This window comes from Nocardioides eburneiflavus (genome assembly GCF_004785795.1).
Taxonomy (GTDB): Bacteria; Actinomycetota; Actinomycetes; order Propionibacteriales; family Nocardioidaceae; genus Nocardioides; species Nocardioides eburneiflavus.
In genome coordinates this window covers 706506-730951 of record NZ_SRRO01000001.1, presented here as the reverse complement: position 1 = coordinate 730951, position 24446 = coordinate 706506, and the positions used below count along the sequence as shown (strand labels likewise).

The window sequence follows — 24446 nt, the reverse complement described above, 5'->3', positions numbered from 1 at the left end:
GAGTCAGCCCCGCCCGACGCGTCCCGCCGCGGCTGCCCGCAGTGCGGCACCGAAGGACGGGATCTCGTCGGCGAGCTCCTCGATCCTCTCGCTGGTGAAGTGCACGACGCTCAGCGGCGTCAGCGCCACCACGGTGGCCGAGCGGAGCGTACGGTTGACGATCGCGGTCTCGCCCACCACGGAGCCGGGGCCGAGGGTGGCGATCTCGACGCCCCCCTTGCGGACCGACACCCGACCGGCTGTGATGAGGTACGCCTTGTCGGCGGGGGTGCTCTCCGCGATGGGCGACCAGCCCTGGGGGAGCGTCAGCGCACGACCCGCGGCCAGGACGCGCTCGGCGTCCTCAGGCGGCAGGGCCTCGAGGATGGACTCAGTCATGCCACCTCAACGATCCACCGGGGCGAACGTGATGCCCGCTGGGAGGATTCGGTCAACAGTTGTGCACTGGCTCTCGCCCGCGACCCGCCCTCAGTCGGTGTGCAGCGGCTCGCGGGAGATCGGGCAGCTCATGCAGCGCGGGCCGCCACGCCCCGAGCCGAGCTCGGAGCCGGCGATCCGGACGACCTCGATGCCGGCGTCCTCGAGCCGGTCGTTGGTCTCGTCGTTGCGCTCGTAGGCCACGGCGATCCGCGGCGCGAGGGCCAGCGTGTTGTTGCCGTCGTCCCACTGCTCGCGCTCGGCCGTGACCGGGTCGAGGCCGGTGTCGATCTGGTGCAGGGTGTCGATCTGCATCGCCTTGGCCGCCGCCACCAGGAACGGCTCGGAGTCGCTGACGCTCAGCGACAGGTCGGACTCGCCCGACCCCGGGTCGTCGAGGGTGACCGTGACCGCCCGGAGCGTGTGGGCGACGTTGGGGTACATCACGACCTTGTCGACGTCGACCATGGTGCAGACCGTGTCGAGGTGCATCGTGGCCCGCTCCTGCGCGATCGGCACGGCCAGCACGGTGTGGGCGAGGTCGGCGTGGAACACCTGGCGGGCGAGCCGCTCGACGCCCGCGGGAGTCGTACGCTCGCCGACGCCGACGGCGATCACGCCGGGTGCGAGCAGCAGCACGTCGCCGCCCTCGACGTGCTCGTTGTGCCAGCCGTGGATCTTGCGGGTGCCCGCGAACCGCGGGTGCTCGGTGTAGATCAGCTCGGTCAGCTGCGTCTCGCGCTTGCGGGCCGGCATCGCGAGGCTGGTGACGGCGACCCGGTCGCGGACCCACACGCTGGAGTCGCGGGTGAAGAGCAGGTTGGGCAGCGGGTCGATGAGGAAGTCGTGCGGGTCGAGCAGGCTGGTCACCAGGCCGTGGCCGCCGCGGACCTCGTCGTTGCGGATGCCGGCGGTGAGCACGTCAGTGAGCTCGGCGGGCGAGCAGTCGCGCAGCGCTAGGGCGAGGTAGCGGCGCATGGTGTCGCCGAGGTGCAGCCCCGACAGGGCGCTCGTGATCGCGTGGTTGCGGGCGATCTCGCTCTCGAGCGTCTCGGTCAGCAGCTCGGTCAGGTAGAGGACCTCGACACCGCGGTCGCGCAGCGTCTCGGCGAAGGCGTCGTGCTCCTCCTGCGCCCGGCTCACCCACGGGATGCCGTCGAAGAGCAGGCGGTCGTTGTTGCGGGGCGTCAGCCGCTTCAGCTCGTTGCCGGGGCGGTGGAGCATGACGGTGGCCAGGCGGCCGACCTCGCTGTCGGCTCCGTGAGGGGTGCCGGTGCTGTTCGGGGTGGGCATGCGCGGACTCTATCGCTCGTCGGGCGGCGTACACGTGCGGCGGATGTCGCCCTCGATCCGGTCCTGCGGGGGCCGGAACCGCCGCACGTGCTCACGCCGCCTCGGCGTGGCCGGGGAAGTGGGCGCGCCACGCGTCGTCCAGCCGGAGCGGTACGCCGGGCAGCGAGCGCGCGAACAACACACGGCGGACGCGGCTGAGGGTCTCCTCGGGCGTGGCGTAGATGCCCGAGCTGATGACAGGCAGCAGCCGCCACTTCGAGTCGTCGATCGCGTCGCGACGCTCGAGGACGGCCTCCCACGCCCCCGGCACGAGCACGTGGACCTTGCCGTTGAACTCGACGGCCACCTTGACCGCCGGACAGCTCAGGTCGTACTTGCGGAGCACCTCGCCCGACTCGTCGCGCACCTCGAGGTTGACGACTGGCTCGGGCAGCACGGATCGCGCCCGAGGCCGTCGACGTCCTCCACAGGGCCTCACGCCTGCGCCGCGACCCACTCCTCGCGCAGGAGCGCGTACTCGTAGGAGCTGGTCCAGGTGCCCTTGGACCAGAAGTCCCCGACGCGGTCGACCTCGCGCCGCATCCCGAGCCGCTCGCAGAGCGCGGCCGAGCGGTCGTTGCGGGCGTCGAGGTTGGCGACGATGCGCCGCAGGCCGAAGTGCTCGAAGCCCAGGCGCAGCACGGCCCGCGCGGCCTCGGTCGCGTAGCCCCTGCCGCCGAGCCCGGGCAGGACCGTCCAGCCGATCTCGCCCTCGGAGAGCCCGGTGCCCTGGAGGTGGAGCATCGAGTCGCCGACCACGGTGCCGTCGTGGGTGGCGACCGCGAGCCCGATGAACGTGCCGTCGCCGGGCTCCATCCGGCGGCGGACCATCTCGCCGACCTCGGCGCGGTTCATCGGCCGGCTCAGCAGCAGGCTGGTCCATTCCTCCGACGCCCACCCGATCGCGAACGCCTCGGCGTCGCCCGGCTCGAAGGGCCGCAGCACGAGCCGCTCGGTGCGCAGCGGCCACGTCGGCGGGACCGGCGTGAGGAACTCCGCGCGCGGCGCGTCGACCCACTGCTCACGCACGGTCGGTCCGCCGAAGCGGAGCCGGTCGTACGCCGTCATCCGTCGCAGCAGCGAGTCGAGGCCGGGCACCGCCAGCACACCGTCGACGGCCTCGCCGAGCATGCCGCGCGCCACGGGGTCGTGGGGGTCGCGGCGCAGCAGGTCGACGGCGGCCGCGGCCTCCGCGATCCGCTCGGCCTTCTGCTTGATGCGGGTCGGGAGCACCTCGCGCAGGCAGACGTGCTGCCCGGACAGGTACGCCGCCCACTCCTGCTCCCCGCTCTCGGGGTCGCCCTCCCAGAACGCCACGAACCAGTCGTGCAGCCGCTCGACGCCGCCGGCGATCTCGGCCGGCCTGCCGTGGTCGGCCGGCACCATCGGCGTCCCGTCGGAGAGCACGTAGGACGGGAGCGGCAGGCGGTCGGCCAGCATCAGCTCCATCGCCTGGGGCGTCGCGGGAAGGAAGAGCTCCCGGACGTACGCGTCGTCCTCCGCGGTCATCGGGTGGTCGCCGTTGACGGCGACGTAGCGGTCGTGGACGGACTGCGTCAGCGTGTCATCTCCCACACCGTCAAGGCTGCCATGAAGACGCAGACCGCGGCACCGACATGGTGGAGGACCGACAGGCGTACGCGCTGGAGCAGCAGGCGGCCCACGATCACGGCGAGGCCGGAGACCGCGAGCAGGGCGCCCCACGCGCCGAGGAAGACGGACAGCGGGTCGTCGTACTTGGCGACGAGGGAGATCGTCAGCAGCTGCGACAGGTCGCCCCACTCGGCGGCGAAGAGCACCAGGAAGGATGTCGCCACGACCTTGAAGCCGTGCGCGCCCGTGTCCGCCTTCGCGGCGTACTCGTCCTCCTGGGCGCCCTCCTCGGCGTCGGCGGTGCGGGCGGCGCGGAACAGGATGATCGCGCCGACCAGGAACATCACGGCGGCGACGACGTGGACGAGAAGGTCGGGCAGGAAGGACGCGGCCGTGCCGAGCCCGACCGCCACGCCGGTCTGCACCAGGAAGGCGAGCGCGACGCCGATCCAGACGAACAGCGGGCGCATCTTCGTCGACATCACCAAGGTGGCGATGAAGGTCTTGTCGGGGAGCTCGACGACGAAGATGGCGCCGAAGGCGAGGGCGACCACCAGGAGATCGATCACCGGGGGAGTCTGTCAGGGGCGATCGATCGCGAACTACTCGGCCCGGAACGCGTCGGCGGGGTAGACGCCGAGCACCTTGACCTCGGTGGTGAAGAACGCCAGCTCCTCGAGCGCGTTGCGCACCGGCGGGTCGTCGGGGTGACCGTCGACCTCGGCGAGGAACTGGGTGGCGGTGAAGTGGCCGCCGACCATGTAGGACTCCAGCTTGGTCATGTTGACGCCGTTGGTGGCGAAGCCGCCGAGCGCCTTGTAGAGCGCGGCCGGCAGGTTGCGCACGTTGAAGATGAAAGTCGTCACGACCGGACCGTCGCCGGCGGGCGCCTGCTCGAAGTCGCGGGAGAGCACCACGAACCGGGTGGTGTTGTGGTCCTCGTCCTCGATCTCCTCACGCAGCACCCTCAGGCCGTAGATGTCCGCGGCCAGCGGGGGCGCGATCGCGGCCTGGGTCGGGTCGCCCGACTCGGCCACCTCGCGCGCAGCGCCGGCGGTGTCACCGGCGACGACCGGGGTGAGGCCGAGCTCGCGGATGACGCCGCGGCACTGGCCGAGGGCGTGGACGTGGCTGTGCACGGTCCGCAGCGTGTCGATGCTCGCCTCCGGCAGCGCCATCAGGGAGAACTGGATGCGCAGGAACCGCTCGCCCACGATGTGGAGGTCGGAGGTCGGGAGGAAGTGGTGGATGTCGGCCACCCGGCCGGCGATCGAGTTGTCGATCGGGATCATCGCGAGGTCGGCCTCGCCGCCCTCCACGGCGGCGAAGGCGTCCTCGAACGACGCGCACGGCAGCGGCTCCCACTCGGGATAGGCCTGCTGGCAGACCAGGTGGGAGTTGGCGCCGGGCTCTCCCTGGTAGGCGATCCGTCGGGCAGTCACGTCCGCGAGTGTGTCACCTCCGGCCGTGTCCGACCGGCCGTGACCAGTCGCCGAACATAGGGTCGCCCCATGCTCGATCTGGTTGCTGTCGTCCTCGCCGCCGTGGCCCTCGCGGCCGCGGGCCTCGCGCTCCGTCGTACGCCGTCGCGCCCCGCCGCGGACGGCGTGGACGCCCTGCCCGAGGACGTCCACGGCCTCCGGCAGGAGGTCGCGGCCCTCAAGGCCGAGAACGCCGACGCGCTGCGGCACCTCTCGGTCGTGCGCTACGACGCGTTCGGCGACGTCGGCGGTCACCTGAGCTGGAGCCTCGCCGTGCTCGACGACGCCGGGCACGGGGTGGTGCTGACCTCGATCCACGGCCGCAGCGAGGCCCGGACCTACGCCAAGTCGATCTCCTCGTGGTCGTGCGAGCAGCAGCTCTCGCCAGAGGAGGAGGAGGCGATCGAGCACGCCCGCGCCTGAGCGGGCGGCCGGGTGGCTCAGCGCGGCACGCGGACCAGCAGCCGCCCGTGGATGCACTCCATCCAGAGCTCGCGGCCCTCGCCGATGGAGTCACCGTCGAGCTGGCGGGGGGTGTCGGAGGACGCCTTGACCCGGACGCGGGAGCCGGTGCGGCGATCGAGCGTCTCGTCGACGATCGTGCTCTTGGCCAGCACGCGCATCGCCACCGTGATCCAGGACAGGAACTGCCGCGGGTGGATGATCACCACGTCCAGGATGCCGTCGTCGATGGTCGCGTCGGGCAGCAGCGGCATGCCGGCCTGGAGGAAGCCGACGTTGCCGACCACGACCGTACGGGCCCGGTGGACGGTGGGCTCGTCGTCGTCGATCTGGATCTCGACCTTGATCGCGGGGAACATCAGCGACTTCAGGCCGGAGACGACGTAGGCCACCCAGCCGATCTTCTTCTTGATGTCCTCGTTGACGCCCTCCATGATCGCGGCGTCGAAGCCCATCCCGGCCATGACCATGAAGTGGGTGTCCTCGATGCCGTCACCACCGACCTTGACCAGGTCGATCGCCCGGTCCTGGCCGTTGAGCGCGACGTCGATCGCCGAGCGGATGTAGAGCGGGATGTCGAGGTTGCGCGCGAGCAGGTTGCCCGTGCCGGCGGGGACGATCCCGACCGGGATGCCCGTGCCGGCGAGCTCGGCGCAGACCTCGCGCACGGTGCCGTCCCCGCCGCAGACCAGCACCAGGTCGGCGCCGGAGACGGCGGCCCGCTCGGCCATGCCGGTGCCCGGGTCCTCGACGGTCGTGTACTGCCAGGTGGGCTCGGACCAGCCGGACTCCTTGGCCATCGCGCCCACGATCGCGCGGAACTGGCCCACGTCCTCGACCTTGATCGGGTTGAGGATGACCGCCAGCCGCTTCTCCGAGGCGTAGACCTCGGGCAACGGCTCCGACCTGGCTGCGGTCGAGCGCGGTCGCGGGTCGATGAAGGCCAGGGCCAGGAAGAAGATCGCCAGCGCGAGCAGCGTCCCGCCGATGACGTCGGTCGGGAAGTGGCGCCCGAGCAGCACGCGGTCCACTCCCACCAGCAGCCACCAGACCACGACCACCGCGATGCCGAGGCGACGCAGGCTCGCCCGGCGTACGAACAGCACCAGCAGCATGACGAGGAGCACCGAGAAGGCCGCGACCGAGGACGCGTGCCCGGACGGGTAGCTGTTGTTGACGTGGCTCCCCAGGGCGTCCTGCCAGTCCGGACGGTCACGGCCGAGCCAGAGCTTGAGACCGGTGGTCGCCACGGCCGTCACGGACATCACCACGACGGCCAGCACCGCGGCCCAGCGCTGGCGGCGCAGCAGCAGCGCGCCCGCGAGCAGCACCGTCAGGATCGTCATCCCGATGGTGCCGAAGGCGACCTCGACGACTCGCAGCACGTCGATCAGCACCGACTGGTCGTCGGCCCAGTCCTCGAGCCGGCGGCCCTCGACGTCGAAGGTGTCGAGGGGCGACCTGTCGCGGGTCACCATGTAGCCGAGGACCGCGAACAGGGCTGCCGCGAGGGCTGCCCCGCCGAGGGCGCGGTTGCGGGAGGCGGGAGTCACCCGCGCAGTATGCCCAAACCAATTGCTGGGACCCACGCCCATCCGGCTAGCCTTCCTGTGTGATCGACCCTCGCCTGCTCCGTGACGACCCCGACCGCGTACGCGCCGCCCAGGCCAAGCGCGGCCTGTCCGACGACGTGGTGGACCGGGCGCTGGCGGCCGACTCCGCCCGCCGGCAGGCGATCGCCGACTTCGAGGCCCGCCGCGCCGAGCAGAAGGCCAGCGGCGCGCTCGTCGCCAAGGCGCAGGGCGAGGAGAAGCAGGCCCTGCTCGCGCAGGTCAAGGAGCTCGCCGCCGGCGTCAAGGAGGCCGAGGCGGCCCGTACGAGCGCCGAGGCCGCGTGGGACGATGCGATCAGGGCGATCCCCAACATCGCCGACGACGCCGCCCCGGCCGGCGGCGAGGAGGACTACACGGTCGTCGAGCAGGTCGGCACGCCGCGCGAGTTCGACTTCGAGCCGCGCGACCACGTCGAGCTCGGCCAGCTGCTCGGTGCCTTCGACCTCGAGCGCGGCGCCAAGGTCAGCGGCTCGCGCTTCTACTTCCTCACCGGCATCGGCGCCCAGCTCCAGCTCGCGCTCGTCAACATGGCGATGGACCAGGCCCGCGCCGCGGGCTTCGTCCAGGCGGCGGCGCCGTCGCTCGTACGTCCGCGCGCGATGGAGGGCACCGGTTTCCTCGGCCAGGCCGCCGACGACGTCTACCGGATCGAGGGCGAGGAGCTCTACCTCGTCGGCACCTCGGAGGTGCCGATGGCGGCCTTCCACTCCGACGAGATCCTCGACTCCGCCGCGCTGCCGCTGCGCTACGCCGCGTTCAGCCCGTGCTTCCGCAAGGAGGCCGGCTCGCACGGCAAGGACACCCGCGGCATCTGGCGCGTGCACTGGTTCGACAAGGTCGAGATGTTCGTCTACACGACCGTCGAGGAGTCCTACGCCGAGCACCAGCGCCTGCTGGAGTGGGAGAAGGAGTTCCTCGACAAGCTCGAGCTCTGCTACCGCGTGATCGACACCGCCGCCGGCGACCTCGGGCTCAGCGCGTCGCGCAAGTTCGACTGCGAGGCCTGGATCCCGACCCGCCAGGGCTGGGGCGAGCTCACCTCGACCTCCAACTGCACCGAGTTCCAGGCTCGCCGCCTCGACATCCGCACCCGCGTCGAGGGGCGTACGACCCCGGTCGCCACGCTCAACGGCACCCTCACCGCGGTGACCCGGGCGATCGTGGCGATCCTGGAGACCCACCAGAACGCCGACGGGTCGGTCACGGTGCCCCAGGCGCTGCGGCCCTACCTCGGTGGCCTGGAAGTGATGAAGCCGCTCGCATGACCGACTGGACCCCCAAGGTCGTCGCCCTCGACATCGACGGCACCCTGCTCAAGTGGGTCGACGGGCAGACCGAGGACTACGAGACCATCACAGAGCCGGTCTACGACGCGGTGCACCGCGCCCTCGACGCGGGCGCCCACATCGTGCTGTCGAGCGGGCGCTCGCCCCACGGCATGACGCGCATCGCCGACCTGCTCGACATCCCGCGCGAGGAGGCCGACCAGCTGTGGGTCGTGGCGTCCAACGGCGCCGTCGTGTTCCGCTACCCGCCGATGGAGGTGGTCCACGAGGAGACCTTCGACGCGGCACCCGCCGTCGCGGCGGTGCTGGAGCACCACCCCGGTGCGCTCGTCGCGGTCGAGGAGCGCGAGGTCGGCGGCTACCGCGTCAACCGCGTCTTTCCCGAGGGCGAGCTCTCCGGCGAGCAGCTCATCACCCATGTCGACGACATCGTCGGCGAGCCGGTCAGCCGCGTGATCGTGCGCGACCCCGACGCCACCGCCGACGACTTCATCGAGCTCGCCGCCAACCTCGGCCTGCACGGCACCGACTACGTCGTGGGGTGGACCGCCTGGCTCGACCTCTCCCCGGTCGGGGTCTCCAAGGCCTCGGGCCTGCAGCACGTCTGCGCCAAGCTGGGTCTCTCCGCCGCTGACGTCCTCGCGATCGGCGACGGGCGCAACGACATCGAGATGCTGCGGTGGGCCGGTCGCGGCGTGGCGATGGGCCAGTCCGTCGACGAGGTGAAGGCCGCCGCCGACCACGTGACTGCCTCGGTCAACGACGAGGGCGCGGCGGTCGAGATGTCGCGCTGGTTCCCGCAGGACACCTGAGTCGTGGACGCGGGCCTCACCTTCACTGCCGAGCTGTGGCGGTGGACCGCGCGCAAGGAGTCCGCCGACTCCGGTGCCTGGTGCTTCGTCACCCTCCCCGCCGACCTCGCCGACGACGTGCGCGAGCGCGCCGGCGAGCCGCGCGGCTTCGGCTCCGTGCGCGTACGGGCGCGGGTGGGCGGGACGGAGTGGGACACGAGCGTCTTCCCCGACGCGGCGTCCGGCAGCTTCGTGCTGCCGGTGAAGAAGGCCGTCCGCACGGCCGCCGGGGTGACCGAGGGCGACGAGCTCACTGTCACCCTCACCCTCCGGGACGGCGCATGAGCGACACCCCGGCCCCGCGGCTGGTGGCGACGGACCTCGACGGGACGCTGCTCGACTCCGGGGGCCGGGTCTCGGCCCGCACCCGCGCGGTGCTCGACGAGCTCGACGCCGCCGGCGTGCCCGTCGTCTTCACCACCGGCCGGCCGATCCGGTGGATGGAGGAGCTCTGGGAGGCCGTCGGCGGGCACGGCCTCGCGATCTGCAGCAACGGGGGGATCGTGTACGACGTGGCGCGCCGCGAGGTGCGTGACTTCCGTGCGGTGCCACGGGAGGTGGGTGTCGCGATCGCCGAGACGATCCGTGCGGCCGTCCCGGGGACCACCTTCGCGATCGAGCACCTGGCGGGGTGGGCCAGCGAGGACGCCTTCCCCCGGCACCCCGACGACCGCGACTCACGGCGCGGCGCGTGGGAGTCGATCTACACCGACGACGTGGTGAAGGTGCTGGCGACGCACCGCGAGCTCGACGCGGAGGACTTCTGGCGGCGCGTCGACGCCGCCGTGGGCGACCTGGTGACCACGACCTGGTCGTCGACCTTCGCACTGGTCGAGATCAGCGCCGCGGGCGTCACCAAGGCCACCACGCTCGCCACAGTCGCCGCGGAGATGGGCCTCGGCCCCGCGGACGTGGTCGCCTTCGGCGACATGCCCAACGACCTGCCGATGCTGGAGTGGGCGGGCACGTCCTACGCGATGGCCAACGCGCACCCGTCGGTGCGCGACCTCGCCGACCGCCTCGCGCCGCACCACGACGAGGACGGCGTCGCGACGGTGCTGGCCGACCTCTTCGGCCTCCCGTCCGGTCCCTCTCGATAGGCTGCCCGCCATGATCCGCGCCGTACGCCTCGCCGCCGCACTGCTGTTCGCGTGCCTGGGCCTGGTCGTCACGGTCCAGGCGCCCGCGTCCGCGGAGTGCACCTGCAAGCCGGGCACGCTCGAGCAGCAGGTCGGGCGCGCCGAGGCGGTCTTCATCGCCACGGTCGACAACGTCGAGGTCGCCGGCAACGACCACACCTACGACGTCACTGCCTCTCGCGCCTACGCGGGCTCGCCGGAACGCTCGACCCAGGTCTTCTCCGCCGGCGGTCGCAACGCGTGCGGCCTCGGTGAGCTGGCCGTCGGCACGTCCTACGTCTTCCTCGCCACCGGCACCGAGGCGCCGTTCGAGGCCGACAGCTGCAGCGGCACGAGCGTGGCCAACCCGACCAAGGTGGCCAAGGTCGAGAAGCTCCTCGGCGAGGGCACCCCCGTGGAGCCGCCCCCGCCGCCCACGGCCGAGCGCACGCTCGTCGAGGACTCCCCGCCCGCCGGCTTCGCCCGTACGGCCGCGCCGGGCGCAGCCGCCGCGATCATCGGCCTGCTCGGCCTGGTCGTCGTACGCCGCCTCGGGCGCCGCTGACCCTCAGAGGTACATGCCTCCGCCGCGGCCGCCGGTGTGGTCGTCGGCATCCTCGGTGGGCATGGTGGGCATGCCGGGCGGTGCCTGCTGGGTGTGCCCGGAGTGCCCGGCCGGCAGCGCGCGGCGCATCTGCTCGAGCTGGGCGCGCGAGGCCATCTGCTGGGCGTAGATCGCGGTCTGGATGCCGTGGAAGAGACCCTCGAGCCAGCCGACGAGCTGGGCCTGCGCGATGCGCAGCTCGCCCTCGGAGGGGGTGCCGTCCTCGGTGAAGGGCAGCGAGAGCCGCTCGAGCTCCTCGACCAGCTCGGGCGCGAGCCCGGTCTCGAGCTCCTTGATCGAGGCGGCGTGGATGTCCTTGAGCCGGTTGCGGCTGGCCTCGTCGAGGGGCGCCGCCTTCACCTCCTCGAGGAGCTGGCGGATCATGCTGCCGATGCGCATCACCTTGGCCGGCTGCTCGACGAGCTCGGTGATGTGGCGCTCGCCGTCGTCGTCGTCGGCCTCGTCGCCGCCGTCGGCGGCCTGGGTCATCGCCGGCAGTGCGCTGGCCGGGATCGTGCCGATCGGCTGGCCGTCGGGGCCGACGACCACGACGTGGTCCTCGCCGTCGGGGCCGGACGCGGGCTCGGGCTGCGGCTGCTCGGTCATGGCCCCAACCCTAGTCGCGCGCTCGAGGCCGGCCCGAGCGGTGGCTGAGCCACATCCCAGGGACTGCGAATGTGGCTGGCTCACCGCTCAAGGAGGTGTCCCTCCCCGACACGCCGGCGGGCGGTGGCTGACCCACATCCCCGACGCCGGGAATGTGGCTGGGACACCGCTCGAGCGGTCCGTCAGAGGGTCAGGACGATCTTCCCCGCGCGCCCGCCGTCCTCCATCAGCTGGTGGGCGCGGGCGACGTCCTCGAGCGGCATCGTGGTCTCGACGATGGGGCGTACGCGTCCGGCCGCGACGAGGGGCCAGACGTTCTCCACGACCTCGCAGCAGATCTTCGCCTTCTCCGCGAGCGGCCGCGCCCGGAGCGAGGTCGCGGTGACGGAGCCCCGCTTGCGGAGCAGGGCGTTGATGTCGAGCTCGCCCTTGGTGCCGCCCTGCATCCCGATGATGACCAGGCGCCCGTTGGTGGCGAGCGCGGAGACGTTGCGGCCGAGGTACTTCGCGCCCATGTTGTCGAGGATGACGTCGGCGCCGCCGACCTCGGTGAGCACCTCGACGAAGTCCTCGTCGCGATAGCTGATCGCCCGCGTGGCACCGAGCGAGCGGCACAGCTCGAGCGTCTCGGGCGAGCCCGCCGTCGTGAAGACCTCGGCCCCCCGCGCCGCCGCCAGCTGGATGGCCATCGTGCCGATGCCGCCGCCACCACCGTGGACCAGGAACCGCTCGCCCTTGTCGAGGTGGGCGGTCATGAAGACGTTGGACCACACCGTGGCCGCGACCTCCGGCAGGCAGGCCGCCTCCACCAGGGAGACGCCGACCGGCACCGGCATGACCTGGCCGACCGGCACGACGACGCGGGAGGCGTACCCGCCACCGGCGAGCAGCGCACACACCTCGTCGCCGACCGCCCAGCCCTCGACGCCCTCGCCGAGCCCGGCAATCCGGCCGCTGCACTCGAGGCCGATGACGTCGGAGGCGCCGGGTGGCGGCGGGTAGAAGCCCATCCGCTGCAGGGTGTCCGCGCGGTTGACCGCCGTCGCGACCACGTCGACGAGGACCTCGCCGGCGCCCGGACGCGGGTCCTCGACCTCACCGACGGACAGGACCTCGGGGCCACCGTCGCCGGTGGAGACGACCGCGCGCACGGGTCAGTCCTCGAACTCGTCGCCGGTGTGGTCGACGGTCGAGTCGTCGGGCACCTCGTCGTCGATGTCGTCGGGGTCCGGCGCGTCAGCCGGTCGGTCCCAGCTCTCGGCGAGCAGCTGCGCCTTGGCGGCGAGCCGCTCGATGGTCTCGGGGTCGGCGTCGCGCGCGCCGGCGGCGACGCCGAGGAGGTACGTCGTGATGGGCGCTGCGGTCTTCTGCACGTTCTGGGCCGCCGTGCGGGCGATGTCGAGGATCAGCCCCTCGTCGACCTCGGTCTCGACGTCCAGGACGTCGCTGAGCTCGTCGATCCAGTCGTGGAGGTTCACGATCCCAATGTCTCGCACCCCACCCGGGTGCGGCAAGGGAGCCGGGGCTCAGCGACCCAGGTCGCGCAGGTCCGCCCACGAGTCGACGTCGACCGCCTCCTCGCCGGCCGCGGCCACCCCCGCCAGGTCGAGCGGCTCGAGGAGCCGGTGCAGCGCCATCCCGTGCTGCCCCTCCAGGTCCGGGCGTACGGCCGCGAGCCGGGCCGCGTCGAGCACGCCGGCGAGCTGCCGGCGACCGTCACCGTCGACGAGGAACGCCCCGTCGTGGCCGACCGCGGCGTCGCGCAGCCGCCGCATCGTCCCCGCGGTGACCCGGGGCATGTCCACCGCCAGCACCCCGACGAGGCGAGGCGCGCGCAGCAGCGCGTCGACGCCGGTCAGCAGCCCCGCGACCGGGCCACCGCGCGGCGGGTCCTCGCAGACGAAGGTGACCGGGCGCTCGGTGCGGACGCCGGCCGGCCCGACGACCACCACCTCGTCGGCGTCGAGGAACGCGTCGACGGCGTACGCCAGGAACGTGCGCCCGGCCAGCTCGACGCCCGCCTTGTCGACGCCGTCCATCCGCGCCGCCGTGCCCCCGGCGAGGACGACCCCGCAGAAGCCGCCGGCGGTGAGGTCGAAGTCCATGGATCGAGTGTCCCAGCCGGGGTCCTAGGGTGGACGCATGGCCGACCAGCTGCGGGTGCGCGTCCACCAGTGGGCGAGCGGGCTCGAGCCCGCCGACAACCGCGTACGCCTCTCGCAGGGCGTCGGGCCCGGCGCCGACCTCGTCGTCCTGCCGGAGGCCTTCGCGCGGGACTTCGGCGAGGCGGGCTCGGACGTGAGCGGTTTCGCCGAGGCGCTCGACGGTCCCTTCGCCGAGGAGGTCGCCCGCGTGGCCGCCGCCACCGGGTCGACTGTCGTGGCTGGCATGTTCGAGACCTCCGCAGATCCCGACCGGCCCTACAACACCCTCGTCGTGGGCGGTCCCACCACGGCCGCCTACCGCAAGATCCACCTCTACGACTCGTTCGGCTACCGCGAGTCCGACCGTCTGACGGGGGGCCCGCTCGAGCCCGCCGTGGTCGAGGTGGCGGGCTGGCAGGTCGGCCTGATGACCTGCTACGACCTCCGGTTCCCCGAGCTCGCGAGGCGCCTGGTGGACGCGGGGGCCGAGGTGCTCGTCGTGCCGGCCGCCTGGCTGCCGGGTGAGCGCAAGGTCGCCCACTGGCGCACGCTGCTCGCCGCCCGCGCCATCGAGAACACCTGCTTCGTCGTGGGTGCGGGCCAGCCCGAGCCGCGCTACGTCGGGCACTCGGCGGTGTTCGGCCCGCTGGGCGACACCCTCGTCGAGGCCGACGGCCGAGAGCAGGTCCTCGAGGCGGTGCTGGAGCGCGTTGACCTCGACGCGGCCCGCCGCACCAATCCGTCCCTGTCCAACCGTCGGCTGTAACCTCCTGCGTCGTGTCTTCCCCTTCCTCCGACAGCCCCCGCGGGTCCTCCCGCGGCAAGCGGGCTGCCGAGCGGCCGCCCTCCCGGCTGCGCCGCAGGAAGGCCGCGACCTCCCGCGACCGTGAGACCCCGGTCGCCCCCGCGCCCCCGCCTGCCGTCGCGCCGCCGCGCGAGCCCGCGCCGGGACCGACGCCGGAGTCCACGCCCGCTGTCGCCGCGCCGGCCGCGGCCGAGCCGGTCGAGGTCTTCCCCGACGGTCCACGTCGGTCGGTGCTCGCCATCTGGTTCTTCGTCCTCGTGCTCGGCGCCGCTGCGCTGGGCTGGTCGGCGGTCACCGGGGTCATCGGCGACAGCGCGCCGATCGACGAGCTCCCTGCGGTGCCGGAGTGGCTCGACGGCGCCGGTGCGGTCGCCGTCGTCACGTCCCTGTCCTGGCTCCTCGCGACCCGCACCGCCGGCCGCGCGCTCATCTCCGCCGGGCTGGCCCTGGCCCTCGGGGTCACCAGCCTCGTGGTCGGGGGCCGCGTGCTGCCCACCGGTGCCGCCGTGATGACCTGCGTCGTCGGCAGTGTCTACGCGGTGATGGTGACCGTCCCCGCGGTCACCGGGCTCAAGGCGATGCGTGAGGCGCTCATCGCGGCGCTCGTCGCCACGGTCACCGCCTTCGCTGCGGTGGGCTTCGAGCCGACCGTCGCCACCGAGCGCTTCGAGATCGTCGCCCTCCTCCTGGCACTGGCCCTCGTCCTCGCGATCGTCTACCGGCTCGGCGCGGGCCTCCACGGCCTCGGCCGGCGCGGGATGATCGTCGTCGCGATCGGGCTCGGCGTGCTGTTCGCGACGCTCGCCTATGCCGAGCTCCTGCGCCGCTACGGCGCCCAGACCTTCGTCTCCTCGGTGCTCGACTTCGCCGACTGGACCGCCGAGCGCATCGGCGCCTTCCCGCGGCCGCTGGTCGTCCTGCTCGGCATCCCGGCGCTGGTCTGGGGCACCCACGTCCGCGCGCGCCGCCGGCAGGGCTGGTGGTTCTGCGCCTTCGGGGTCGCGGCCACGGTGCCGCTCGCGACGGGCCTCGTCGCCCCGGACAGCTCGTACCTCGAGGCCGGCCTGCGCTCGGCGTACTCCATCGTGCTCGGCCTGGTCGTCGGCTTCCTGGTGATCCGCGCCGACCTCGCCCTCACCGGCCCGAAGGGCAAGCGCGGGCGCCGTGCCGAGGAGGCCGGGCCGCACCGTCCCGAGCCCCGCCGCTTCGCCGAGCTCTGAGCGGGCGGGCTCGCCCGGCCCCGGCGTACGCCCGGGTAACCGCTAGCGTCGACCGCATGGCCCGCACCTCGTCCGTCGAGATCGTCTCCGAGCTGGTCGCCAACGTGCTGACCATCGAGGTCGCCGAGGGCGACCGCGTCGAGGCCGGCGACACGGTCGTGCTGCTGGAGTCGATGAAGATGGAGATCCCGGTGCTCGCCGAGCGCGGCGGCACCGTCACCGCGATCAAGGTGACCGCCGGCGACGTCGTGCAGGACGGCGACGTCCTCGTCGTCCTGGACTGACGACACCTCGCGGCAGAGGCGGAGCCCTACGCTCCTGCCATGACTCCCGCGCGCGCCCGCACGGCGCACCTGGTCGTGGCCGCCGTGGCGTGGTTCGCGCTGGTGTTCCAGCTGGTTCTCGTCGTCACGGGCGAGGCGGTCCTGGTCGAGGAGGACCCGCCCGGGCTGGCGGCCAGGACCTACCGCTACTTCGCCTACTTCACGATCCAGAGCAACCTCCTGGTCGCCGTCACCTCGACGGTGCTCGCCCGCGACCCCGAGGCGGACCGGCCGTGGTGGCGCGTGGCGCGCATCGCCGCCCTCGTCGGGATCACGGTCACCGGGGTCGTGCACTTCTTCCTGCTGCGTCCCCTCCTGGACCTCGACGGCGCCGGCTGGGCCGCCGACAAGCTCCTCCACATCGTGGTGCCCGTCCTCGCGGTCGCGGCCTGGGCGGCCGCCGGACCGCGTCCGCGGACCTCGCGGCGGGAGTCGGCGTACGCCCTCGTCTGGCCGCTCGCGTGGACGGCCTGGACGCTGGCCGTCGGGCAGCTCGACGGCTGGGTGCCGTACCCGTTCCTCGACCCCTCTGAGGAGGGCTGGGGCCAGGTGGCGGTCGCCTGCGTGGGGATCACGGTGCTGTTCCTCGCCGTCCTCGCGCTCCACGGCTGGCTCGACCGGAGGCTGCGCCCGGCCCCTCGCTAGGGTCGGGAGCATGGAATTCCGATACCTCGGCAACAGCGGACTGAAGATCTCCGAGATCACCTACGGCAACTGGCTCACCCACGGCTCCCAGGTCGAGAACGACGTCGCCACGCAGTGCGTGCGGGCCGCGCTCGACGAGGGCATCTCGACCTTCGACACCGCGGACGTCTACGCCAACACCGCCGCCGAGACCGTCCTCGGCGAGGCGCTGAAGGGCGAGCGCCGCGAGTCGCTGGAGATCTTCACGAAGGTCTACTGGCCGACCGGACCCAAGGGCAAGAACGACACCGGCCTGTCCCGCAAGCACATCATGGAGTCGATCAACGGCTCGCTGGAGCGGCTGCAGACCGACTACGTCGACCTCTACCAGGCCCACCGCTACGACGTGGAGACGCCGCTCGAGGAGACGATGCAGGCCTTCGCCGACATCGTGCGCCAGGGCAAGGCGCTCTACATCGGCGTCAGCGAGTGGACCGCCGACCAGATCCGCGCCGGCGTGGAGCTCTCGAAGGAGCTCGGCTTCCAGCTGATCTCCAGCCAGCCCCAGTACTCCATGCTCTGGCGCGTCATCGAGGACGAGGTCGTGCCGACGTCGGCCGAGCTCGGTGTCTCGCAGATCGTGTGGAGCCCGATCGCGCAGGGCGTGCTCACCGGCAAGTACAAGCCCGGCCAGGCCCCGCCCGAGGGCTCGCGCGCGACCGACACCAAGGGCGGCGCCGACATGATCTCGCGCTTCATGCGCGACGAGGTTCTCTCCGCCGTCCAGGACCTCGAGCCGATCGCGAAGGACTGCGACCTCACGATGGCGCAGCTCGCCATCGCGTGGGTCCTGCAGAACGACAACGTCGCCGCCGCCCTCGTCGGCGCCTCGCGCCCCGAGCAGGTCGCCGACAACGTCAAGGCGGCCGGCGTGAGGCTCGACGTCGACGTCATGAAGCGCATCGACGAGGCGCTCGGCGACGTCGTGGTGCGCGACCCGGCCAAGACCGCGGAGGGCATGCCGAAGACCCGCGTCGTCTGAGCGGGCGCCTGACAACCCCTACGCTGCGCGGGCCCAGGCGACGCAGGTCCGCGCCGCGATCCGGCGGCGCGGGTCAGGCGACCCGCGTCACCCGGTAGCGCACGAAGGCCGGCACGGCGAGCGCCGCGACGACCGTGAGGACCACGACCAGCACGCCGCCCCCGGCCGCGGTGACCGCTGCTCCGGTGGCGGCCGCGGCGGCACCGTGCGCGACGTCCGCGACGCGCGGCCCGCCGGCGACGACCACGATGAAGATGCCCTGGAGCCGGCCGCGGACGGCATCGTCGGCAGCGGCCTGCAGCATGGACGTACGGAAGGCAGCCGAGGCCATGTCGGCGGCACCGCCGACAGCGAGCATCAGCACGGCGACGACCAGGAGGAGCGCAGGTGCGAAGGGGGCGAGCATCGCGGCGACGCCGAAGCCGACCATCGCCAGGCCCCACACGAGGATGCACACGATCACCGCGAGACCCTGGCGCTCGACCCGCGACACCCACCCGGAGAGCACCCCGCCGACGACGGCCCCGGCCGGGATCGCGGCGAAGAGCAGCGCGAAGGCCAGACCGCCCTCGCTCGGACCGCCGAAGTCGACGTCCGCCATCTCGGGGAACAGCGCTCGCGGCATCCCGAAGACCATCGCGATGAGGTCGACGACGAACGACATCATCAGCACCGGCTGGGTGCGCAGGTAGCGGAAGCCGTCGACCACTGCGCGGATCCCCGGCGTCACGGTCGCGCCGATGACGGGCAGGGGCGGCAGGCGTACGACGGCGCCGAGGGTCGCGAAGAGGGTGATCGTGTCCAGCAGGTAGAGCCAGGAGAACCCGATCAGCGGGATCAGCGCGCCGCCGACGAGGGGTCCGGCGATGCCGCCGGCCTGCATGACGGTCATGTTGAGGGAGTTGGCCGCCGGCAGCAGCTCCTTGTCGATGATCCGTGGCAGGAGGGCGGAGCGCGTCGGCTGGTTGACCGCGAAGAACGCCTGCTGCACCGCGAAGAGGGACAGCAGCAGCCACACGTCCTCGGCGCCGAGCGCCGCCTGGAGCCAGAACCCGGCGCTGGTGGCGATCAGGCCGGCAGTGGTGATGAGCAGCAGGGTGCGCCTGTCGAAGACGTCGGCGAGCGCGCCGCCCCAGAGACCGAAGACCACGAGCGGGACGAGCCCGAAGACACCGGTGAGCCCGACGTACGCCGAGGAGCCGGTCATCGAATAGATCTGGGCGGGCACGGCCACGACGGTCAGCTGGGCGCCGATCACCGTGACGATGTTGGCCCGCCAGAGGCGCTTGAAGTGCGGGTTGGCGAGCGGACGGGTGTCCGCCAGCAGCCGCTTCTCCACCTGCGCAGGCTAGGTGACGGCCTGCGGAGGCGGCGTCCCGGGGCCCGCCTCAGAGCAGCGTGGACCAGTAGGTCCAGAACCGCTCGAGGACCAGCAGCACGACGAGCAGGAACGTGCCGAACACGAGCGGGGCCCGCCAGTCCAGCAGCCCGGTCGCCAGCCGCCCGCCCGGCGGCGACCCGAGGACGCCGGCGGCCGCGTTGCGCGCCGTGACGTACCAGAACAGCGGGATGACCACCGCCCACACCACCATGCAGTAGGGACACAGCGCGCCGATGCGGTACAGGCTCTGGAAGACGAGCCAGGCGACGAAGACCATCGCCGCGGTGACGCCCGCCTGCAGGCCGGCCCAGTACCACCGGGCCAGCCGCGCCCCGGCCAGCATCGCGGCTCCGGTCGCGATGACGACCGGGAAGGCCGCCACGCCGATCACCGGGTTGGGGAAGCCGAGCAGCGACGCCTGCGCGGACTCCATCACGCTGCCGCAGCTCAGGACGGGGTTGATGCTGCACGTCGGGACGTAGCCGCTGTCCTCGGCGAGGCGGATCCGCTCGATCAGCAGCACGGCCGCGGCGACCAGGCCGACGAGGCCGCCCACGAGGAGGCCGATGGCAAGGGGTCGTTCCTGCGGCTCGCCGGTGGTGGCGTACGTGCTCATGGCGAGCGAGTCTCCTCGGTGCGGGGTCATGTCGTCCCATCCTCCGACATCTCGCCAACCGGGGGTGAGACACTGGGCCGGGCGCGCGACCGACGCGAAGCCGGGGGACAGGGGTCCGCGTGACTGAGGCAGCGATCGAGCGGGCGGCGACGCCCACCCTCGCCAAGACCGCCAACGTGCTCGCCAAGGGTGCGCTCGTGCTCCTGCTGCTCTTCGCGGTCGTCTATCCCGACCAGGCCCACATGCGCGACAAGGCCGCCGGGATGCGGGCGATCGGCTACCCGCTGGTCTCCTTCACCGTGCCCGTCCTGTGGTGGGCGCTCTGGCGCGACCGCATCTCGTTCCCGTGGCTGCCCGACCTGCTGATCACCATCACCTGCTTCACCGACATCCTCGGCAACCGGATGGACCTCTACGACACGGTCGTGTGGTTCGACGACTGGATGCACCTCATGAACACCGGCCTCCTGGCCGCCGCGTTCGTCCTGCTGACCCTGCCGCGCGACGTCGGGTTCGGCCGTGTGCTGGAGCGGGCCCTCGCCTTCGGCGCGACGGCGGCCATCGCCTGGGAGGTGGCGGAGTTCTTCGCCTTCATCAGCCGCTCCACCGAGCGGGAGTTCGCCTACGCCGACACCCTGGGCGACCTGACCCTCGGCACCGCGGGTGCGGTGGTGGCGGCCGTCGTGATCCACCGCTCCTGGCGCCGGGGGCGGCTGCGGGATCCCCGGCCGCTGACCTGAGGGTGTCTATGCTCGAAGGACGGGACCACCGTCCCCACCCCCTCGAGCCGCAGGAGCACACATGTTCGGAATCATCGGCTTCCTCGTCGCCGGCCTCATCATCGGCGCCCTCGCCCGGCTCATCAAGCCCGGTCGTCAGAACCTCGGCCTCCTCGCCACCCTCGGCCTCGGCATCGTCGGCTCCGTGATCGGCGGGCTGCTCGCCTCCATGATCGGGACGGGCGACATCGGCGAGCTCAACGTCCTCGGCTTCATCTTCGCGGTCATCGCTGCCGTCCTGCTCATCGGCGTGGCCGAGTCGGTCGCGGGCAGGAACAAGACCGCCGCCTGAGGTCGATGCGTGCTTTGTCGATCTGACAACTTGACTTAACGGGTCGCCACGCGGTTCGGTGCACCCATGCCCGAGCCGCTGCCCGTCACGCACGACGTCGTCCCGCTCCGTGAGGCGGCGAGGACGTGGTTCGCGATCTCGCTGCAGACCTTCGGCGGCCCGGCGGGGCAGATCGCCGTCATGCAGCGCACGCTGGTGGAGGAGAAGCGCTGGATCGGCCAGCAGCGGTTCCTCTTCGCCCTGTCCTACTGCACGCTCCTGCCCGGGCCGGAGGCGCAGCAGTTCGCGACGTACGTCGGCTGGCTGCTCAACGGCGTCAGGGGCGCCCTCGTCGCGGGGACACTGTTCATCCTTCCCGGTGTGGTGGCCCTGCTCGTCCTCTCGGGCGTGTACGTCGCCTACGGCGAGACGACCCTCGTGGAGTCGCTCTTCCTGGGCCTGGCCCCGGCCGTCATCGCGATCGTCGTCCAGGCGGTCGTACGGGTGGGCCGCAAGGGGCTGGGCCACCCGGCGCTGGTCGGGCTCGCCGCCCTGTCGTTCCTCGCCCTGACCTTCTTCGACGTGCCGTTCCCGGCGGTGGTGCTGGCAGCGGCGGTCGCGGGCTGGGTGCTCGGGCGGCGCATCCCGGGGTTCACCCGGCCGCCGGCCGCGGCTGCCGTCGACGGCCCGCCCCCGCTGGTCAGTGACGACGCGCTGCACACGGAACGGCCGTCGACCAGGCGTGTCGCGATCGTCCTCGTCGTCGGCCTGGTCGTGTGGTTCGCGCCGGTCGTGCTCGTCGCCGCGATGTTCGGCCGCTCGAGCATCTTCGTCGACCAGGGCGTCTTCTTCTCGGGAGCCGCCCTGGTCACCTTCGGCGGCGCGTACGCCGTCCTCGCCTACGTGGCCCAGCAGGCGGTCGAGGTGTACGGCTGGCTGGCACCGGGCGAGATGGTGCGCGGGCTCGCGCTGGCCGAGACCACGCCCGGACCACTCATCATGGTCGTGCAGTTCGTCGCGTTCGTCGGCGCGTACCGCGCTCCCGGCGATCTCGATCCGTGGGTGGCCGCCGTGCTCGCCGCGGGCCTGACGACGTGGGTGACGTTCGTGCCCTGCTTCCTGTTCATCCTCCTCGGCGCTCCCTACGTCGAGCGCCTGCGCGGCAACCGCGACCTGGCCGCAGCGCTGGCCGGGATCACAGCCGCAGTGGTCGGCGTGATCGCGAACCTGGCGCTCTTCTTCGCCCTCCACACGCTCTTCGGCCAGACCCGGCACCTCGTGGCCGGACCGCTCGACGCCGAGTACCCCGTGCTCTCCTCGGTCGACTGGGCCGCGCTGGCGATCACCGGCCTCGGCGCGGCACTGGTCTTCTGGCGCGGCTGGTCGGTCCTGCGCACGCTGGGTGCCTGCGCTCTGGCCGGGGTCGTGGTCGGGCTGGCGCTGGCGGCCTGAGACCGGCCGTCCCCGGACGGGACGGAGGTGGAGGCGCCCGCGCTGGGGGCCGACTGACAGGATCGGCGCCATGGCGGACGACGCGGCGCACGGGCACGGGTTGTCGGCGTGGGTCGCGGGCGCGCTGGTGTTCGGCTCGTCGGCGGCCGTGCTGGTGGTCGAGCTGGTGGCCCTCCGACTGCTCGCGCCGCACTACGGGCTGACCCTCGAGACCAACACGCTGGTCATCGGGATGGCCCTCACCGCCATCGCAGCCGGCACGTGGGCCGGCGGGTGGACCGCGGACCGGGTCGCGCCGCAGCCGCTGCTCGGGCCGCTCCTCGGGATCTCGGGTGCCGCCGTGGCGCTGACGCCCGCCGTCGTACGCGGGGCGGCCGCCTCGGGCGACGCCGGCCTGCTCCTCCTCGCGGCCACCCTGTCGATCCTCGTGCCGGGCGTGCTGCTGTCGGCGGTCAGCCCGGTGGTCATCAAGCTGCGGCTCACCAGCCTCGCCGAGACCGGCACCGTCGTGGGGCACCTGTCGGGGCTCGGCACCGTGGGGGCGATCGTCGGCACCGTGGCGACCGGCTTCGTGCTCGTCTCGCGGGTGCCGGTCAGCGGCATCCTCGTGGGTCTCGGCGTCGTGCTGCTGGTGACGTCGGTGCTGGTCCAGGTCGCGGGGCGACGCGGGCGCGGTGACGCGGTGCTCGGCCTCGTGGTGGCGCTCGCCGGGCTCGGCGCGGCCGCCGCGCCGAGCGGGTGTGACGTGGAGACGACCTACCACTGCCTCGCGGTCGCCGCGGACCCCGACCGGCCCGACGGCCGGGTCCTGGTGCTCGACGGGCTGCGGCACTCCTACGTCGACCTCGACGACCCCACCCACCTCGACTTCGCCTACGTCCAGGCGATGGCGTCGGTGCTCGACACCGCCTTCCCGGCCGGCGAGCCGCTCGCCGCGCACCACCTCGGTGCGGGCGGGCTGACGCTGCCGCGATACCTCGCCGCGACCCGGCCGGGCACCACGAGCACGGTCTCCGAGATCGACGCCGGCGTCGTCGCGGCGGACCTGGAGCTGCTCGGCTCCCTCCCCGACGGGGTCGACGTCGACGTCGAGGACGGCCGCCTTGCCATCGACGACCTCGGCCCCGGCACCCTCGACCTGGTCGTCGGCGATGCGTTCGGCGGCGTCAGCGTCCCGTGGCACCTCGCCACGGTCGAGGCGCTCGCGGGGATCGGGCGGAGCCTGGCCGGAGACGGTGTCTACGTCGCCAACATCATCGACCACGGCCCGCTCGACTTCGCCCGCGCCTACGTCCGCACGTCGGGGGAGGTGTTCGACGAGGTGGTCCTGCTGGCCGCGCCGGACGTGCTGGCCGGCGACGACGGTGGCAACCTCGTGCTGGTCGCCTCCGACGAGCCGGTCGACCTCGACGCTGTGACGGCGTCGTTCGCGGGGCGCGACCTGGGCTGGAGCACGATGTCCGGCGACGAGCTGGCCGCGTGGTCGGCGGACGCGCCGGTGCTGACCGACGACTACGCGCCGGTCGACCAGCTGCTCACGCCGTACGGGCGCTGACTCGCCGCGCGACGCCGCGGAGGACGCGAGTCAGGCGTCCTCGGGCATCGACATCCGGCTGACGAACGGGACGACGTCCGCGATGGACTCCACCACCCGCGTCGGGCGGTAGGGGAAGTCCTCGACCTGGTGCCGCTCCGTGGCGCCCGTGGCCACGAGGATGGTGCGCATCCCGGCCTCGAGTCCGCTGATGATGTCGGTGTCCATCCGGTCGCCGATCATCACCGTCGTCTCGGAGTGGGCCTCGAGCCGGTTGAGCGCGCTGCGCATCATCAGCGGGTTGGGCTTGCCGATGTAGTAGGGCTGGCGTCCCGTGGCGGTGCTGATGAGCGCGGCGACCGACCCCGTCGCGGGAAGCATCCCCTGCGCGCTCGGACCGCTCGGGTCGGGGTTGGTGGCGATGAAGCGGGCGCCGCCCGCGATGAGGCGGATGGCGCGGGTGATGGCCTCGAAGGAGTACGTACGGGTCTCGCCGAGCACGACGTAGTCGGGGTCCCGGTCGGTCATCACGTAGCCGATGTCGTGGACCGCCGCGGTCAGGCCGCTCTCGCCGACGACGTAGGCCGAGCCGCCGGGGCGCTGGTCGTCGAGGAACTGCGCGGTCGCCAGTGCCGAGGTCCAGATCGACTCCTCGGGCACGTCGATGCCGCTGCTGCGCAGCAGCCGCACCCGCAGGTCGCGCGGGGTGAAGATCGAGTTGTTGGTCAGCACCAGGAACGGCACGTCGTGCTCGCGCAGGGCGGCGATGAACTCCTTCGCGCCCGGGATCGGGTCCTCCTCGCGCACCAGGACCCCGTCCATGTCGGTGAGCCAGGTGCGGACGGAGCGGGATTCAGTCACGGGGCCATTCTCGTCCATCGTGTCGTGCATC

Annotated in this window: 29 protein-coding genes; 15 read left to right on the top strand and 14 right to left on the bottom strand. The window is 72.5% G+C overall.

All coding sequences use genetic code 11. The annotated features are described in order from the left end of the window. Window positions 1-3: 3 nt before the first annotated feature. From EXE59_RS03455 to EXE59_RS03430, 6 genes are all read right to left on the bottom strand, one after another. The gene (locus EXE59_RS03455) at window positions 4-378 is read right to left on the bottom strand and encodes a cyclic nucleotide-binding domain-containing protein (RefSeq protein WP_135837645.1); all 375 of its coding nucleotides are present in this window, start codon (window positions 376-378) and stop codon (window positions 4-6) included. A 90-nt stretch (window positions 379-468) separates the two neighbouring features. Next, window positions 469-1710: an arginine deiminase gene (locus tag EXE59_RS03450; protein WP_135837644.1), complete on the bottom strand. Its 1242-nt coding sequence runs from the start codon at window positions 1708-1710 to the stop codon at window positions 469-471. Between the two features lie 91 nt (window positions 1711-1801). Next, a complete protein-coding gene (locus EXE59_RS03445) occupies window positions 1802-2146 on the bottom strand; it encodes a hypothetical protein (protein WP_135837643.1) in 345 nt (114 codons plus the stop codon). Window positions 2147-2184: 38 nt separating this feature from the next. Then, the gene (locus EXE59_RS24085) at window positions 2185-3324 is read right to left on the bottom strand and encodes a GNAT family N-acetyltransferase (protein WP_210428879.1); all 1140 of its coding nucleotides are present in this window, start codon (window positions 3322-3324) and stop codon (window positions 2185-2187) included. Then, entirely contained in the window at window positions 3306-3911 is a 606-nt protein-coding gene (locus tag EXE59_RS03435; protein ID WP_246056465.1) for a TMEM165/GDT1 family protein, read from the bottom strand. Before EXE59_RS03435 ends, EXE59_RS24085 begins: the two co-directional genes overlap by 19 nt. 33 nt (window positions 3912-3944) lie before the next feature. Beyond that, window positions 3945-4784: a prephenate dehydratase gene (locus EXE59_RS03430; RefSeq protein WP_135837642.1), complete on the bottom strand. Its 840-nt coding sequence runs from the start codon at window positions 4782-4784 to the stop codon at window positions 3945-3947. Window positions 4785-4853: 69 nt separating this feature from the next. Between EXE59_RS03430 and EXE59_RS03425 the strand changes: the two genes are divergently transcribed. Continuing rightward, window positions 4854-5246, top strand: a complete 393-nt coding sequence (locus EXE59_RS03425) for a DUF4446 family protein (protein ID WP_135837641.1) — start codon at window positions 4854-4856, stop codon at window positions 5244-5246. A 17-nt stretch (window positions 5247-5263) separates the two neighbouring features. Here the strand turns inward: EXE59_RS03425 and EXE59_RS03420 are convergent, their stop codons facing one another. After that, complete coding sequence (locus EXE59_RS03420; RefSeq protein ID WP_246056464.1) at window positions 5264-6838, bottom strand: bifunctional phosphatase PAP2/diacylglycerol kinase family protein; 1575 nt, start codon at window positions 6836-6838, stop codon at window positions 5264-5266. 59 nt (window positions 6839-6897) lie between these two features. Between EXE59_RS03420 and serS the strand changes: the two genes are divergently transcribed. Genes serS through EXE59_RS03395 form a run of 5 tightly spaced genes read left to right on the top strand, consistent with a single transcriptional unit; the run spans window position 6898 to window position 10718 of the window. After that, complete coding sequence (serS, locus tag EXE59_RS03415; protein WP_135837640.1) at window positions 6898-8163, top strand: serine--tRNA ligase; 1266 nt, start codon at window positions 6898-6900, stop codon at window positions 8161-8163. Further along, window positions 8160-8996: an HAD family hydrolase gene (locus EXE59_RS03410; protein WP_135837639.1), complete on the top strand. Its 837-nt coding sequence runs from the start codon at window positions 8160-8162 to the stop codon at window positions 8994-8996. Before serS ends, EXE59_RS03410 begins: the two co-directional genes overlap by 4 nt. A 3-nt stretch (window positions 8997-8999) precedes the next feature. Next, window positions 9000-9320: a DUF1905 domain-containing protein gene (locus EXE59_RS03405; RefSeq protein WP_135837638.1), complete on the top strand. Its 321-nt coding sequence runs from the start codon at window positions 9000-9002 to the stop codon at window positions 9318-9320. Continuing rightward, the gene (locus tag EXE59_RS03400) at window positions 9317-10135 is read left to right on the top strand and encodes an HAD family hydrolase (protein ID WP_135837637.1); all 819 of its coding nucleotides are present in this window, start codon (window positions 9317-9319) and stop codon (window positions 10133-10135) included. The genes EXE59_RS03405 and EXE59_RS03400 overlap by 4 nt, the downstream gene beginning before the upstream one ends. A gap of 10 nt (window positions 10136-10145) precedes the next feature. Then, window positions 10146-10718, top strand: coding sequence for a hypothetical protein (locus tag EXE59_RS03395; protein ID WP_135837636.1), 573 nt, complete (start codon window positions 10146-10148; stop codon window positions 10716-10718). Between the two features lie 3 nt (window positions 10719-10721). On the opposite strand, the gene EXE59_RS03390 is transcribed toward EXE59_RS03395, so the two are convergent. The 4 genes from EXE59_RS03390 to mobA all read right to left on the bottom strand — a co-directional run bounded on the left by EXE59_RS03390 (window position 10722) and on the right by mobA (window position 13468). Next, entirely contained in the window at window positions 10722-11363 is a 642-nt protein-coding gene (locus EXE59_RS03390; protein ID WP_425464506.1) for a bacterial proteasome activator family protein, read from the bottom strand. A 182-nt stretch (window positions 11364-11545) separates the two neighbouring features. After that, complete coding sequence (locus EXE59_RS03385) at window positions 11546-12514, bottom strand: NAD(P)H-quinone oxidoreductase (RefSeq protein ID WP_135837635.1); 969 nt, start codon at window positions 12512-12514, stop codon at window positions 11546-11548. A 3-nt stretch (window positions 12515-12517) separates the two neighbouring features. Then, window positions 12518-12841: a DUF6457 domain-containing protein gene (locus EXE59_RS03380; protein ID WP_135837634.1), complete on the bottom strand. Its 324-nt coding sequence runs from the start codon at window positions 12839-12841 to the stop codon at window positions 12518-12520. 48 nt (window positions 12842-12889) lie between these two features. Beyond that, the gene (gene mobA, locus EXE59_RS03375; protein WP_135837633.1) at window positions 12890-13468 is read right to left on the bottom strand and encodes a molybdenum cofactor guanylyltransferase; all 579 of its coding nucleotides are present in this window, start codon (window positions 13466-13468) and stop codon (window positions 12890-12892) included. A gap of 37 nt (window positions 13469-13505) precedes the next feature. On the opposite strand from mobA, the gene EXE59_RS03370 reads away from it, so the two are divergent. Genes EXE59_RS03370 through EXE59_RS03350 form a run of 5 tightly spaced genes read left to right on the top strand, consistent with a single transcriptional unit; the run spans window position 13506 to window position 17521 of the window. After that, window positions 13506-14273 (top strand): carbon-nitrogen hydrolase family protein, encoded by a 768-nt coding sequence (locus EXE59_RS03370; protein ID WP_135837632.1) that lies wholly within the window; start codon window positions 13506-13508, stop codon window positions 14271-14273. Between the two features lie 11 nt (window positions 14274-14284). Continuing rightward, window positions 14285-15532 (top strand): hypothetical protein, encoded by a 1248-nt coding sequence (locus tag EXE59_RS03365; RefSeq protein WP_135837631.1) that lies wholly within the window; start codon window positions 14285-14287, stop codon window positions 15530-15532. A 56-nt stretch (window positions 15533-15588) separates the two neighbouring features. After that, on the top strand, window positions 15589-15816 hold the full coding sequence (locus EXE59_RS03360) for a biotin/lipoyl-binding carrier protein (protein ID WP_135837630.1): 228 nt from the start codon (window positions 15589-15591) through the stop codon (window positions 15814-15816). 39 nt (window positions 15817-15855) lie between these two features. Further along, on the top strand, window positions 15856-16500 hold the full coding sequence (locus EXE59_RS03355) for a Pr6Pr family membrane protein (protein ID WP_135837629.1): 645 nt from the start codon (window positions 15856-15858) through the stop codon (window positions 16498-16500). A gap of 10 nt (window positions 16501-16510) precedes the next feature. Continuing rightward, window positions 16511-17521, top strand: coding sequence for an aldo/keto reductase family protein (locus EXE59_RS03350; protein ID WP_135837628.1), 1011 nt, complete (start codon window positions 16511-16513; stop codon window positions 17519-17521). Between the two features lie 73 nt (window positions 17522-17594). Here the strand turns inward: EXE59_RS03350 and EXE59_RS03345 are convergent, their stop codons facing one another. Continuing rightward, a complete protein-coding gene (locus EXE59_RS03345; protein ID WP_135837627.1) occupies window positions 17595-18860 on the bottom strand; it encodes an MFS transporter in 1266 nt (421 codons plus the stop codon). Between the two features lie 49 nt (window positions 18861-18909). Next, complete coding sequence (locus EXE59_RS03340) at window positions 18910-19548, bottom strand: vitamin K epoxide reductase family protein (protein WP_246056462.1); 639 nt, start codon at window positions 19546-19548, stop codon at window positions 18910-18912. An 89-nt stretch (window positions 19549-19637) separates the two neighbouring features. Here EXE59_RS03340 and EXE59_RS03335 point away from each other — a divergent pair, with 89 nt between their 5' ends. The 4 genes from EXE59_RS03335 to EXE59_RS03320 all read left to right on the top strand — a co-directional run bounded on the left by EXE59_RS03335 (window position 19638) and on the right by EXE59_RS03320 (window position 23575). Continuing rightward, a complete protein-coding gene (locus tag EXE59_RS03335; protein ID WP_135837626.1) occupies window positions 19638-20258 on the top strand; it encodes a DUF2238 domain-containing protein in 621 nt (206 codons plus the stop codon). A 61-nt stretch (window positions 20259-20319) separates the two neighbouring features. Then, window positions 20320-20589, top strand: a complete 270-nt coding sequence (locus EXE59_RS03330) for a GlsB/YeaQ/YmgE family stress response membrane protein (RefSeq protein ID WP_246056460.1) — start codon at window positions 20320-20322, stop codon at window positions 20587-20589. 66 nt (window positions 20590-20655) lie between these two features. After that, window positions 20656-22020, top strand: coding sequence for a chromate efflux transporter (chrA, locus tag EXE59_RS03325; protein WP_135837625.1), 1365 nt, complete (start codon window positions 20656-20658; stop codon window positions 22018-22020). Window positions 22021-22090: 70 nt separating this feature from the next. After that, the gene (locus EXE59_RS03320; protein WP_168218396.1) at window positions 22091-23575 is read left to right on the top strand and encodes a fused MFS/spermidine synthase; all 1485 of its coding nucleotides are present in this window, start codon (window positions 22091-22093) and stop codon (window positions 23573-23575) included. Window positions 23576-23605: 30 nt separating this feature from the next. Here EXE59_RS03320 and EXE59_RS03315 read toward each other — a convergent pair whose 3' ends face one another. Continuing rightward, window positions 23606-24445 carry an HAD-IIA family hydrolase gene (locus EXE59_RS03315; RefSeq protein WP_168218395.1) on the bottom strand — a complete coding sequence of 280 codons (840 nt, stop codon included), beginning with the start codon at window positions 24443-24445 and terminating at the stop codon, window positions 23606-23608. Between the last annotated feature and the right edge of the window lies 1 nt (window position 24446).

What these genes read in the sequence shown, in the direction of transcription:
- EXE59_RS03450 (WP_135837644.1), bottom strand. Translation starts at nt 1,710, where the DNA reads ATGCCCACCCCGAACAGCACCGGCACCCCTCACGGAGCCGACAGCGAG.
- EXE59_RS03410 (WP_135837639.1), top strand. Translation starts at nt 8,160, where the DNA reads ATGACCGACTGGACCCCCAAGGTCGTCGCCCTCGACATCGACGGCACC.
- EXE59_RS03340 (WP_246056462.1), bottom strand. Translation starts at nt 19,548, where the DNA reads ATGACCCCGCACCGAGGAGACTCGCTCGCCATGAGCACGTACGCCACC.
- EXE59_RS03370 (WP_135837632.1), top strand. Translation starts at nt 13,506, where the DNA reads ATGGCCGACCAGCTGCGGGTGCGCGTCCACCAGTGGGCGAGCGGGCTC.
- EXE59_RS03330 (WP_246056460.1), top strand. Translation starts at nt 20,320, where the DNA reads ATGTTCGGAATCATCGGCTTCCTCGTCGCCGGCCTCATCATCGGCGCC.
- EXE59_RS03315 (WP_168218395.1), bottom strand. Translation starts at nt 24,445, where the DNA reads ATGCACGACACGATGGACGAGAATGGCCCCGTGACTGAATCCCGCTCC.
- EXE59_RS03390 (WP_425464506.1), bottom strand. Translation starts at nt 11,363, where the DNA reads ATGACCGAGCAGCCGCAGCCCGAGCCCGCGTCCGGCCCCGACGGCGAG.
- EXE59_RS03395 (WP_135837636.1), top strand. Translation starts at nt 10,146, where the DNA reads ATGATCCGCGCCGTACGCCTCGCCGCCGCACTGCTGTTCGCGTGCCTG.
- EXE59_RS03320 (WP_168218396.1), top strand. Translation starts at nt 22,091, where the DNA reads ATGGCGGACGACGCGGCGCACGGGCACGGGTTGTCGGCGTGGGTCGCG.
- EXE59_RS03360 (WP_135837630.1), top strand. Translation starts at nt 15,589, where the DNA reads ATGGCCCGCACCTCGTCCGTCGAGATCGTCTCCGAGCTGGTCGCCAAC.
- mobA (WP_135837633.1), bottom strand. Translation starts at nt 13,468, where the DNA reads ATGGACTTCGACCTCACCGCCGGCGGCTTCTGCGGGGTCGTCCTCGCC.
- EXE59_RS03425 (WP_135837641.1), top strand. Translation starts at nt 4,854, where the DNA reads ATGCTCGATCTGGTTGCTGTCGTCCTCGCCGCCGTGGCCCTCGCGGCC.
- EXE59_RS03400 (WP_135837637.1), top strand. Translation starts at nt 9,317, where the DNA reads ATGAGCGACACCCCGGCCCCGCGGCTGGTGGCGACGGACCTCGACGGG.
- EXE59_RS03455 (WP_135837645.1), bottom strand. Translation starts at nt 378, where the DNA reads ATGACTGAGTCCATCCTCGAGGCCCTGCCGCCTGAGGACGCCGAGCGC.
- EXE59_RS03350 (WP_135837628.1), top strand. Translation starts at nt 16,511, where the DNA reads ATGGAATTCCGATACCTCGGCAACAGCGGACTGAAGATCTCCGAGATC.
- EXE59_RS03355 (WP_135837629.1), top strand. Translation starts at nt 15,856, where the DNA reads ATGACTCCCGCGCGCGCCCGCACGGCGCACCTGGTCGTGGCCGCCGTG.
- chrA (WP_135837625.1), top strand. Translation starts at nt 20,656, where the DNA reads ATGCCCGAGCCGCTGCCCGTCACGCACGACGTCGTCCCGCTCCGTGAG.